Genomic DNA, 12566 nt, shown 5'->3' on the forward strand with positions numbered 1-12566 from the left:
CTGTTTCTTCAACATCATCTGTTTTGCTGAGGTCAATATAATTTTCCGCTCCTCTGTAACTGCTGCCTCGATCAAAGTTTCTTAAGACTTTGCGCAATGCTTCGGTAGCAACATGCTGATTTGCGGTATTTACGGTTGTATAAACGTGAAAACCTTGAGTGTAGGCTTCTTCGCCATATTTTTCATATAGTTCCTGACGAACCATTTCTGCTACATACAACGCGTTTTGATCAATTTTTTGTACAAATCGCTCATAATGTAATTCTTCTTTTAATGCGTCGTCACGTTGCTGAGACGTAATCATCCCTTCTTCCAGCATATTATTCAGGATATAAGTTTGCCGCAGTTTGGCGCGTTCAGGATTCACAATGGGATTATATGCAGAAGGAGCCTTAGGTAGGCCGGCCAGCATGGCAGCCTCGGCCAAAGTCAAATCCTTAACATTTTTGTTGAAATAAATCTGCGCTGCCGAAGCAAATCCGTAAGCACGCTGCCCCAAGTAAATTTGGTTGAAGTAAAGCTCTAAAATCTTATCCTTGCTCAAGGATTGTTCAATTTTATAGGCTAAAAGTGCTTCATTAAATTTTCGGGTAAATGTACGTTCACTGCTTAAATAGAAGTTTTTGGCAACCTGTTGCGTAATAGTGCTTGCACCAGATTGAACGCCTCCCGCAACGATATTACTAATCGCTGCTCGGGCAATGCCCCAAACATCTACGCCCCAATGTTCGTAAAAGCGTTTGTCTTCTGCGGCAATAACCGCGTTCTTGAGAATATCGGGGAAGTCGTTGATTTTGGTAAATTCACGCCGTTGCTCACCATAGACGCCAATAATTTGCCCGTCTGCCGAGTAAATGGTCAATGGCATTTTGGGTTGGTAGTGTTGTAAGGAGTCTAAGGGGGGGAGTTTGGGGTAGGTTACTAAAATTGCTATAGCAATCAATCCAGTAGTAAAAATTGCTAGGCCTAACATCAAACCGATACAGGTTGTTATAATCTTTTTAATCATGACTAGGTAATAATTTTGCCATTATTGGTATTAAATAAAGTAAAATAGATATCGATTTCTATAAAACACGGCATTTCTCGTGTAAAGAGGAAGTCCTTTACGGATATCGAAACAGTTACTCACTCCTAATAATACAGGGAAATCTTATGATTGGCTTATCAAAAAACCCTAAAAATACAACTGGTAAGGCTGGAAAGTCCTCTTCAGGGTTAAGCAACCGTTCTTCCATCGGCATCGATATTAGTCAGCATGCCATCAAGATGGTTCAGCTGTCAGGGCGTAGTTTAAACCAAATTCAGTTGGAAAAATACGTTATTACTAAATTACCTAAAAATATTGTAAAAGGTAACAAAATTCAAGATTACGACCAGCTTGTTACTTATTTGCAACATGCATATTCGCAATTACGCAGTTCTTGCAAGAATATTATTGCAGCTATCCCTCAAGGATTGGCGACGATTGAGCAAGTGGTTTATTCACAAAAAGATACTGAGTTGGATTTGGATGAATTTGCAGAATCTGAAATCTCCTCGATCGGGCCTATCGATGAAATAAACTATGATTATCAGGTCGTAGGTGCGTCTGTTATTCCGGCAGGGCAGCAGATTTTGACGGTTGCAGCGCGTAAGGATGATGTTGAGCCTATGATCGAAATGTTTGAGGGGGCGGGATTGTCCTTATCGGCGTTAGATTTGGATTTATTGGCGCAGCATAATGCCTTCGTATTTTGGATTAACCAGTACGCTCCTGAATTAACAAATGAAAAAGTTGCTATATTTGGGATTTATGCAACACAGATGTATGCGCTGATTATCCAGAATGGGCAAATCCTATACAAGCAGGAAATGCCTGTAAGTACTGAGCAATTGAACCAATTGATTCAACGTACATATCAGGTTACAGAAGAAAAAGCTGCTCAAATGATGGTATCTACGAGCAAGCCAACTGATTATCAAACACAAATCGCAGACCGCTTCAATGTTCAAGTGGCTCAGGAAGTGCAAAGAGTACTACAGTTTTATTACACCACACAGCCGACAGATGCTTTTTCGAATGTAAAGCATATTTTATTAACTGGTTCTGCATCACAACAGACTGGTTTGGCTGAAAGCATTTTTTCGCAGACAAATACAGCGACACAATGTATTCAACCAGTTACATATGTGGAGCGAGGTGGTAAGGTCGATTTGTCACAGTTACAAGTTGATGCTTCTGCTTTGACACTTGCATTTGGATTAGCATTAAGGGGATTGTAATATGACTGAATTAATTAAAATTAACCTTCTTCCATATAGAGAAGAAATTAAGCAACGTAAAAGACAGCAATTTAAAATTTTGATGCTTTCTTCGTTATTAATAGGAGTTGGTTTATCTGCAATAGCTTATTTAGCGATCAATAATGCTATTAGTGATCAAGAAAGTAGGAATGCATTTTTGGAAGCAGAAATTACCAAGTTAGATAATGATTTAGGAGAAATAAAAAAATTACAGCAGGAAAAAGAAAACTTCTTAGCTAAAAAGCAAAAAGTCGAGGAGTTGCAAGAAAAACGCTCCCAAGCTGCATATATCATCGACAGTTTGAATGTGGTTATTCCAGATAATACTTATATCACATCTCTTGATGCAGAAAATCCGACCTCTTATAAGATTACAGGCCGAGCGATTAGCGATAATAAAATTGCCATGTTTATGCGATCTTTGCCAAGTACAGGTATTTTTATGCAGCCAGAACTCTTGGAAATTAAGAAAATTGATAATTATCAAGAGTTTAATGTTAAATCTATGATTGGTTCCGCGAGTATTCCAGTCAAGTCGGAGAGAGAAGTAATTAATGATGATTCGACGAAAGCACAGAACGGGGAGGAAAAGTAAATGGCCTCAGCTAAAGTAAAAAATTTGGATATTCAGAATTTATATTTGTTGAATCCTGCTGCAAAGTTTGTATTAGCTGCGTTAGCGATTGCAGGAGTATTGGCTGTTGGTTATGCAGCAGTATTTCGTGAACAGCTGGAAACACTCTCAACCCAAGAGGAAAGGGAAGCCGAGTTAAAGGAAACATATACGAAAAAGAGCATTGAGGCTGCAAGTTTAGATAACTTAAAAGCCGAATTAGCCTCTATTCGTTCTTCATTTGACATCTTGCTAAAACAGCTGCCGACTGATGCTGAAATTCCTACTTTGATTCAAGAATTGCACCAGGCAGGTTCAGCAAACGGTCTTCGTTTAGATAGTGTAATTCCACAGGTTCCAGTCAATGATGGGCCGATACAGAAGTTGCCGTATGAAATATCGATTACGGGTAAATATAATCAGATTAATCAATTTGCTAGAGATGTTGGTGGGTTGTCGCGGATTATTACATTAGAGTCGTTAAAAGTATCGCATGTCTCAGATGGTAAAAATAGCAAAGATATTAAAAACGATACTTTGATACTCAGAGCAATTGCGACGACGTATAAAGCCCGCCCAGCAGATGAAGTAGCAGCAGAACTTGCCACTCAGCAGAGTCAGGCACAGGGGAATTCAGAAAATGGCCAAGCCAATTCTGAACAAAAATAATAAATGATAGGAAAATCATGAAAAATAAAATTTTCTTACTTACAAGTATCCTGTCATTGACGGGGTGTACACCGGCATATGACGATTTGAATGAGTGGATGACTAAGACACGTCAGGATGCTAAGTCTCATATCATTCCATTTGAGGCTCCGGTAGTGAACCCTCCGGCTGTTTATAATCCACCAGCTTACAGTGGTTTAAATGCATTCGATTTTCGACGGTTGGATAATGCACCTAAAGGTAGCAACGCTCCAAATCCTAATCGTCCAAAAGAAGCATTGGAAGCATTCAGTTTGGAAAATATGCGGTACGTAGGGATGCTGAGCAATGGCAGTAAAACTGCCGGTTTTATTGATGTAAATGGACATGTCTATACAGTTTATCCAGGGAACTATATCGGACAAAATTATGGAAAAATCCAAAGCATTACTGATGATTTGATTGTTTTGACAGAGTTGGTTGAGGATAGTTCGGGCAATTGGATTTATCGAAAGGCGGAATTGCCATTAAGCAATAATGCTGAAAATAGTTCAAATGATGCCAGTAATGCTTCAGCAACGAATTCAAACTAATTTAAGGGGTCTCACTTCATGAAAACTAAGAATATGACGAAATTATTTGCTGGCATCAGTATGATTGCAGCAGCACAAATTGCATTGGCTGGTAATATTACTGATATTAATGTATCAACTTTGCCGGATAGTCAAAAAATTATCAAAATCCGTTTTGACCGGGATGTGATTAGCCCGAGCGGCTTTGTTACATCCACTCCGTCCCGAATTGCCTTGGATTTTGCCAAAACAAATATTCAATTGGCTCAACCTGTATTGGAATACGCGGATCCTTTGTTAAATCAAATTACTGCGGCTCAGAATAATGACCGATCTCGCATTGTTTTGGGATTGAATAAAGCGGCGCAATATAATACCGAAGTCCATGGTAATGAAGTATGGGTATTCGTTACAGAATCATCTGATCGAACCACAACTTCTGCGGCTATTTCAAATAATGCAAATGCACGTCAGAAGGCAGGCTCGTCTGAAGCAGTTAAACAAACGGTAAATTCAGCTAATATTGACTTCAGGAAGGGTGCACATAACTCAGGTATTGTGGAATTGAATGCGCCTGATTTCACAGGAAAACCTGAAGTGAAGCAACAACGTGATCGGGTTATTATTACTCTGAAAAATTATCCGTTGCCGACACAAGCGCAACGCAGTTTGGATGTTGCCGATTTCAGTACACCGGTTAAAAATATTACGTTAAAACGTATTGGAAATGATGCTCAACTCATTATTCGCAATAATGGCAATTGGGATTTCAATACCAAAGCTGCAAATGGTCAATTTGCTTTTGAAGTAATGCCTAAGTCCGCAAGTACGGAATCAAGTGGGCTGAATGCAAATCCAAACAAATCTTTCCGCGGCCGTAAAATTTCCCTGGACTTCCAAGATGTTGAAGTACGTACCATTTTGCAAATCCTTGCGAAGGAGTCAGGGGTCAATATCGTGGCCAGTGATTCCGTGAATGGCAAAATGACACTTTCTTTAAAAGATGTGCCTTGGGATCAGGCTTTGGATTTGGTTATGCAGGCGCGTAATTTGGATATGCGCCGACAAGGCAATATTATCAATATCGCACCTCGTGATGAATTGTTAGCTAAAGATAAGGCTTTCTTGCAGGCGGAGAAAGAGATTGCCGAACTGGGGCCTTTATATTCCCAAACTTTCCAATTGAAGTATAAGAATGTAGAAGAGTTCCGGAAAATTTTGCGTTTGGACGACAACAATAGTGGAAACTCCAATGGTAGAAATACCTTGTTGAGCGGCCGTGGCAGTGCGCTGATTGATCCTGCAACGAATACTTTGATTATTACGGATAATCGGAATGTTGTAGAAAAATTCCGTAAGTTGATTGAGGAATTGGATGTACCGACTCGTCAAGTTATGGTTGAAGCCCGTATCGTTGAAGCAAAAGACGGTTTTTCGCGTGATTTGGGCGTGAAATTCGGTGTCGCAGGTTCCAAAGGACGCAACGCTTGGGGTAACTCTTGGAGTAATGCGCAAGATAACCATAATACTAATTCGGCTGTTTTGCGAGGTGATGCAAATTACCGTACATGGTCTTTGCAACCGAATATTAGCCTGCCTGCGGCAGCGGCGACTAATAATATTGCTTTGGTGCGAGCTTTGTCATCGGGTGCATTAGGTTTGGAAATTTCTGCTTCGGAAGCTACCGGTAAAAGTAAGACCATTTCTAATCCGCGTGTCCTGACACAAGACCGTAGAGAAGCTACTATTGAGTCTGGTACTGAAATTCCGTATCAGGAGGCATCTTCCAGTGGTGCAACCTCGGTATCGTTCAAAAAAGCCGTGCTGGGCTTAACGGTAACGCCGAATGTAACGCCTGATGGTCAAGTTATCATGACTGTAAAAATTACCAAGGATACACCGCAAGACTGTACAGTGGACTCTTTGATTACGAAATGTATTCAGACTAAAAACTTGAATACTCAGGCAATGGTGGAAGATGGTGGTACGTTGATCGTTGGTGGCATCTACGAAGAAGATAATAGCGATACGATTAATAAAGTACCATTATTGGGCGATTTGCCAGTGGTGGGTAATTTGTTCAAGTCCCGTGCGAAAAAAGAAGAGCGTCGCGAATTGCTGGTTTTCATCACTCCGCGAATTATGGATGGTGTAGGCAGCAATCTCCGCTACTAAAATTGGAAAAGGCGTATGCTCGGAAGGGTATATGCCTTTTTTAATTGATACGAAGTAGATAGGGAGTTTTAGGGTTTTTTGTTTATTTTGGAAGGAATATGGTGAAATATCCATAAATGGTGATAGCTATATTCGATGATGTATTTCTATTCCCTGATGAGTTCAATCTAGACTTGCAGAGCGAGAGATTGGGTTTTTATACACTGAGGCTACTTTCATTCTAAATTGTTTGTGACAAATGAGTGGGGCAAAGCTGCTATTACTATAAATAGGTCGTCTGAAAACATCACGTAATCTTTAATACCATCCATGGTCTTAGGTAAGCAGGGTTAAACACGATATAATCGGTATTGTCGGAAAACTAAGTATAAATAAGCGCCAACGCATGCCTGGCAGTATTCATAAATCTTGTATCGGATGAACACCTTCATGGAAAAGCTCAATGGTAATTTAATTCTTATCGGATTGATGGGGGCAGGAAAAACAACGCTGGGAAGGCAGTTTGCTCAAATGTATGATTGCCCGTTTTATGATAGTGATTTGGAAATTTGCTCAGCATCAGGTGTTTCTATTTCCACTATTTTCGAGATGGAGGGAGAGGAAGGATTTCGCCACCGTGAGACTTTGATGCTGAAAAAGCTGTCGGCATTAAACGGCATTGTGTTGTCGACGGGAGGTGGCTCGGTTTTGCGTGAAGAAAACCGACGTTTCTTGCGTGAGCATGGTACGGTGGTTTATTTGCATGCATTACCTGAGGTGCTGTTGGAGCGTACACGTTATGATAGCAGCCGCCCGCTTTTAAAAACGGACGATCCTTTAAAAAAATTACGCGAATTGTATATGGTTCGGGATCCGATTTATCGTGAGACCGCGCATATCGTTATAGAGTCGGAGAGCTGTGCTAAAACCCTTCGAAAATTGGTTGAATGTTTGGATGGGCAGAAATTCATTGAATATGATGATTGAAGGTGTTGCCTTTGTTGATTAGGTCGTCTGAAATGTAAAAACGGTTTCAGACGACCTTTAGTTATATGTTTGCCCCCCCCCCTATTGGTTTTGCTTGATAAAATGTTCTTTATCTAGCTAGTCAGTTTTCAATAGAGCGGTAAGCGTATATTATTTTGCGTTGTTACTACATGATTTATTTTGACAAGGAGTCTTCTCCTATGCGTACTTTGACTGTTCAAACTCCGTCTCACCAATATCCTATTTTTATCGGGTATGACCTTATCGGGCAGGCTGATAGTTTACTTAAGCCTTATTTGAATAAAACAGCCGCAATCATAACCAACGAGACTGTTGCGCCTTTATATCTGAAAAATCTTCAAATGAGTTTGGACAGAATCGGTATCAGGCATTTCAGCATTATCTTGCCGGATGGCGAAAAATATAAAAACTGGCAGACATTGAACCTTATTTTTGACGGATTGATGGAAAACAGAGCCGAACGGAAAACTACACTAATTGCATTGGGTGGCGGGGTAATCGGCGATATGGTCGGCTTTGCCGCTGCAACGTACCAACGAGGTACGCCGTTTATCCAAATTCCGACAACTTTGTTGAGTCAGGTGGATTCATCCGTTGGTGGGAAGACGGGTGTCAACCATCCGCTTGGAAAAAATATGATTGGTGCGTTTTACCAACCGCAGGCGGTCTTAGCTGATTTGGAAACATTGAAGACCTTGCCGCGCCGAGAATTATCGGCAGGTATGGCGGAAGTTATTAAATATGGTGCGCTTGGCGATGTTGATTTCTTTGAGTGGTTGGAACAAAACGTTGCGGATTTGATGGCGCAAAACCAAGAGAAATTGACGCAGGCGGTATATCACTGCTGCAAAATGAAAGCCGATATTGTTGCCAAAGATGAAACCGAACAAGGTATCCGCGCGTGGCTTAATCTCGGCCATACTTTCGGACACGCCATCGAGGCGGAAATGGGTTACGGAGTATGGTTGCATGGTGAGGCAGTAGCAGCGGGTTGCGTGCTGGCAGGTAGATTATCCGAAGAATTGGGTAAAATTTCCGATGCGGACACACGTCGAATCGCTGTTTTAATGGAGGCTGCAGGATTGCCGTCATCGCCGCCTAAATTCCCGTTTGAAAAATGGATCAGCCATATGAGCCATGACAAAAAGGTCAGTAGCGGCGTGATGCGTTTTATCGGGCTGAACCGTTTGGGGGAAGCCAATATCACTGAAGTGAGCGATATTGATATTTTAAAGCAGACTTTGCAGTCGTATTTGTAATGTGCATTCCAGTAAATATGCCGTGCATATTCATTGTCGCATGAGTCAAAATAGAGAAGGTCGTCTGAAAAGTTTTCAGACGACCTTTTATATGATTAAGGTAGGAGTGGAGTTTGTATCAAACCGAGTTTTTCATCAAAGCCAAACATGATATTCATATTCTGAACAGCTTGTCCTGCCGCCCCTTTAACTAAGTTGTCGATGACGGACAGAGCGATCCATACATTGTCAGATGAAGATTTTTGGATGCTGATACGGCAAAGGTTCGCACCGCGCACGCTGCGGGTTTCTGGTGTTGAGCCGGCCGGCATGATGTCCACAAAAGGGCTGTCCCGATAAAATTCGCGTAAAACAGCTTCCGGATTACAACCGTCCTCAAGATGAAGGTATAAAGTGGCGTGCATACCTCGGATCATGGGTGTCAGATGGGGAACGAAGATGAAATGTTCGGCAATTCCTGGTTGCAATGTGGCGATGGTTTGCCGAATTTCGGGCTGGTGTCGGTGTCCCGTAATGCCGTAGGCTTTAAAATTATCTCCGGCTTCGCAAAGCAGTGAGCCGGTATTGGCTTTCCGACCTGCGCCGGATACGCCTGATTTACAGTCCGCAATCAGCGGCATATGTGGTTTCAGACGACCTTCTTTCAGCAGAGGGAGTAAAGGCAGTGAAACGCAGGTCGGATAACAACCGGGGTTGGCAACGATTTGTGCAGATGCGATGGCATCTCGGTTTAATTCACTTAATCCGTACACCGCTTGAGGAACAATATCCGGGCTGGCGTGCTTCATTTTGTACCAATGTTCCCATGTGGAAATATCCTGTATACGAAAGTCAGCGGATAAGTCGACGATGCGGATACCTTTTTCCAAAAGACGAGGAGCATCGTTCATGGCGATTCCATTTGGGGTGGCGAAAAAGACAATATCGCATTTTTCCAAACCGGCGTGTTCGGGTGTTTGAAAGGTCAGATCGTAGATTCCCCTCAGACTGGGAAAGTAATCGGAAACTGCTTTACCTGACTCGCTGCGGCTGGTTACCGTTGTAATTTCAATATTCGGATGACTGCTGAGAAGCCGCAAAAGCTCTACGCCGGTGTAGCCTGTTGCACCGACAACGCCGACTTTGATTTTCGAATTCATAGATTTCTCCAAGGGTAATTTTTAGATGTAGGCAGATTTGCCGGTATCGACTTCGTTCGAATACTGTTGTCCATTATAGAGGAACGGTGATGTATAGTGGAAACAGCCACTATGAGCAATACGAAACGGTACTGACATATATAAAAGAAAAGTCGTCTGAAAACATGGAAGACGAGTTTTCAGACGACCTTTAAAGGGAAACCACCTAATGGTTATTCCTGTTCATACAGAATAAATGGTGAGGAACCTATTTTATTTTAAACAGTTATAGAGCAATCTCTACTCAAAACAGCAATGAAGTAGGATCTCCGTCTGCCGGCAGATCATATTTTGGATAGGAAGGTGTAGAAGCTGCCGGTGGAGAGGTGTATTCGGCAGCTTTGGGTTTTCTCGGTGAGTATGCCGAAGCTGCTTTCGGAGTCGGAGTATCTTCCGCATCTATTTCGATTTCAGAACCGGCGGGCAATACTTCATCTTTCACAGGGGTGGGTTTCGGCATGACTTTCGGTTTGCTGAAGGTACTGGAGCCGCTCATCCATGCCAAGGATTTCAGCGGGGTTTTCAATTTGACGCCTTTAGCACAGGTCAAACAGTTTGCCGCCCCGGTACGCGCCTTCAAAATTGCATCGATACGGGCGGCATTAATCGTTTTGCTGTGCGCCTTAGCCCAAGCGGCAATACTTTTTTTCAGGGCATCGGTATCGAGGTTCTTTTTATTGTAAGGATCGCGATATGCAGCCAGCCAAAGATTTTTATTGGCATCTTCGTTGAGGCTGGCAAGTTGGTAAATGACGGAAGCAGGGGCGCCGGTTGCGATGGTTTTTGCAAACTCAAGCGCATCCGGAGATTTCATTCGCACGCAACCGTGGCTGCGGACACCCGGTACGCTGGCAGGCGCGTTCGTGCCGTGAATGCCCAAACTGAATTTCGGGTCGCCCAAACGGACAAAAACAGGACCCAGAGGATTATTGGGGCCGGGAGGTACGGATTTGACGCCGTCTCCGCGTTCTTTCTGAATAGATTTCGGAATGTGCCAAGTAGGATTAAAAGCTTTGGCTCCGATTTTGTGTTCCCCAAGGTTGGTTTGGGTCATGGCTTTGCCGACAGCAACAGGATAAATTTTTGTTAGTTGTCCGTCGGTATAGAGGAACAGACGCTGTTGCGGAATGTTGATGACAACATGTTGACCTTGTGAAACGGGCGAAACATCAGGAACGGGTGTGTTGGCAGTTGCGTAGGCGGTCAGAGCCGCGAGGCTTGTACTGAAGAGAATTTTTTTCATGTTTTAAAATTTAAAAAGGGGGGGGGAGGAAATATTTCGGGCAATCATACCTGAATCTTTTTGGTTTTGTGCGAGAATATGCGTTTTTGCAAACAAAATGTGCCCTGTCGGGCAAAATGGATTTTCTTGATGAAGATGCGGACAGATAACAGGCAATATGAGAGCGAGGCGGATATTTTTTCTTTGGATTATGAAGGAAGAGGTGTCGCGCGCGTTAATGGTAAGGCATTGTTTATTGAGGGAGCGATGCCGGGAGAGCGGGTGCGGTTTGAAATCATCCGTTCGAAAAAACAATTTGATGAAGCACGGGTTATTGACATCATCCGATATTCGGAAAATCGAGTTGAGCCGAAGTGTAGGTATTTTGATACATGCGGTGGTTGTTCAATACAGCACATTGATTCGACAGCCCAGATTGCATTTAAACAACGCATTATGGAAGAGCAGTTGGAACGCATCGGCAAAATCCGACCCAAGCAGATTCTCCCAGCTATATATGGAACACCATGGCATTATCGGGAGCGTGCCAGACTGAGTATTTTAAAGGATGCAGGTGGTCGTCTGAAAATCGGTTTTAAGGCAAAAAAGAGTCATGAAGTGATTGATGTCGATTCATGTATGGTGTTGCCGGCTCATATTTCTGAGAAGTTGCCAAAAATAAAGCAAATGTTGCAAAGTTTGATAGATTTGGATTTGCTATTCATTGAGTTTTTTAATAGCGAAAAACTAACGGTTTTGAACATTTGTTCCGGAAAAAAACCGCCTAGTCAAAAATTGAGACAACTTGAAAAATGGTTTGATACGATATTCGGTCATGAGAAAAAACAGTGGCAGATTTGGCTGCAAGCCCGAAGACAGGAGGCCCAGCCATTCTATCCGAAAGATTGTCAGTCTTTGGGATATGCTTTACCTGAGTTTGAGGTTGAAATGCCGTACAAACCCGGGGATTTTACCCAGATTAATGCAGGCTTAAATGGAGTGATGGTTGGCAGGGCTTTGAAACTTCTAGATATTCAGAAAAACGAGCGTATTGCAGATTTGTTTTGCGGGCTTGGAAACTTCAGTATTCCTATGGCAAAAAGCGGGGCTGAGGTGGTTGGAATCGAAGGTGAAGGTTCGTTGGTTAAGCGAGCACGAAACAATGCTTCGGCTAACGGTTGTTCCGATAGGGTATCCTTCTTTGAAGCGGATTTGTTTGAAACAGATGAGGTTGTGGTAGCGTCATGGGGTCAATTCGACAAGATGTTGCTTGATCCCCCGAGAGGCGGTGCCTATGCTGTTGTCAAATCACTACATGCTCCGTATTTGCCGGTAAGGATAGTATATGTTTCTTGCAATCCGGCAACCTTTGCCAGAGATGCGGAAGTGCTGGTAAATAAGGGCTATAAGCTGAAATTTGCAGGGGTAATGAATATGTTTGCACAGACTTCGCATGTCGAATCTATAGGTGTCTTCGATTTGGAAAATAGTATATAGGTATTTGCAAAATGGTTTTTTATGTAATTATCGGTTGAATCATGTTATCATAATTCACTCAGAAAATAAGATGATTCGGCAATTTTGATGGTTGCTGGATATGAATATAAAATATAGTTTGTTTGCTGC

11 protein-coding genes are annotated in these 12566 nt (G+C 42.4%); 8 read left to right on the forward strand and 3 right to left on the reverse strand.

Translation table 11 applies throughout. The features are described from left to right. The coding region (locus HMPREF2954_RS09975; protein WP_210398487.1) for a transglycosylase domain-containing protein at window positions 1–1009 on the reverse strand (1009 nt) is incomplete at its 3' end. Window positions 1010–1155: 146 nt separating this feature from the next. Here HMPREF2954_RS09975 and pilM point away from each other — a divergent pair. The 7 genes from pilM to aroB all read left to right on the forward strand — a co-directional run bounded on the left by pilM (window position 1156) and on the right by aroB (window position 8540). After that, the gene (gene pilM / locus HMPREF2954_RS09980; protein ID WP_039408903.1) at window positions 1156–2265 is read left to right on the forward strand and encodes a type IV pilus assembly protein PilM; all 1110 of its coding nucleotides are present in this window, start codon (window positions 1156–1158) and stop codon (window positions 2263–2265) included. A 1-nt stretch (window position 2266) separates the two neighbouring features. Then, on the forward strand, window positions 2267–2881 hold the full coding sequence (locus HMPREF2954_RS09985; RefSeq protein WP_045073082.1) for a PilN domain-containing protein: 615 nt from the start codon (window positions 2267–2269) through the stop codon (window positions 2879–2881). After that, window positions 2882–3568, forward strand: a complete 687-nt coding sequence (locus tag HMPREF2954_RS09990; RefSeq protein WP_070689117.1) for a type IV pilus inner membrane component PilO — start codon at window positions 2882–2884, stop codon at window positions 3566–3568. 17 nt (window positions 3569–3585) lie between these two features. Beyond that, window positions 3586–4140, forward strand: coding sequence for a pilus assembly protein PilP (locus HMPREF2954_RS09995; protein WP_045073086.1), 555 nt, complete (start codon window positions 3586–3588; stop codon window positions 4138–4140). 18 nt (window positions 4141–4158) lie between these two features. After that, window positions 4159–6294, forward strand: a complete 2136-nt coding sequence (pilQ, locus tag HMPREF2954_RS10000) for a type IV pilus secretin PilQ (RefSeq protein ID WP_045073089.1) — start codon at window positions 4159–4161, stop codon at window positions 6292–6294. Window positions 6295–6723: 429 nt separating this feature from the next. After that, entirely contained in the window at window positions 6724–7260 is a 537-nt protein-coding gene (locus tag HMPREF2954_RS10005) for a shikimate kinase (protein ID WP_231574622.1), read from the forward strand. A 200-nt stretch (window positions 7261–7460) separates the two neighbouring features. Next, complete coding sequence (aroB, locus tag HMPREF2954_RS10010; RefSeq protein ID WP_045073093.1) at window positions 7461–8540, forward strand: 3-dehydroquinate synthase; 1080 nt, start codon at window positions 7461–7463, stop codon at window positions 8538–8540. A gap of 95 nt (window positions 8541–8635) precedes the next feature. On the opposite strand, the gene argC is transcribed toward aroB, so the two are convergent. Beyond that, window positions 8636–9679 carry an N-acetyl-gamma-glutamyl-phosphate reductase gene (argC, locus tag HMPREF2954_RS10015; RefSeq protein ID WP_045073095.1) on the reverse strand — a complete coding sequence of 348 codons (1044 nt, stop codon included), beginning with the start codon at window positions 9677–9679 and terminating at the stop codon, window positions 8636–8638. Window positions 9680–9962: 283 nt separating this feature from the next. Next, window positions 9963–10961 carry a L,D-transpeptidase gene (locus tag HMPREF2954_RS10020; RefSeq protein WP_045073097.1) on the reverse strand — a complete coding sequence of 333 codons (999 nt, stop codon included), beginning with the start codon at window positions 10959–10961 and terminating at the stop codon, window positions 9963–9965. A 129-nt stretch (window positions 10962–11090) separates the two neighbouring features. Here HMPREF2954_RS10020 and rlmD point away from each other — a divergent pair, with 129 nt between their 5' ends. Continuing rightward, window positions 11091–12437: a 23S rRNA (uracil(1939)-C(5))-methyltransferase RlmD gene (gene rlmD / locus HMPREF2954_RS10025; RefSeq protein ID WP_321178164.1), complete on the forward strand. Its 1347-nt coding sequence runs from the start codon at window positions 11091–11093 to the stop codon at window positions 12435–12437. The last annotated feature ends 129 nt before the right edge of the window (window positions 12438–12566 follow it).

This window comes from Neisseria sp. HMSC067H09 (assembly GCF_001814135.1).
In the GTDB taxonomy this organism is placed as follows: Bacteria; Pseudomonadota; Gammaproteobacteria; order Burkholderiales; family Neisseriaceae; genus Neisseria.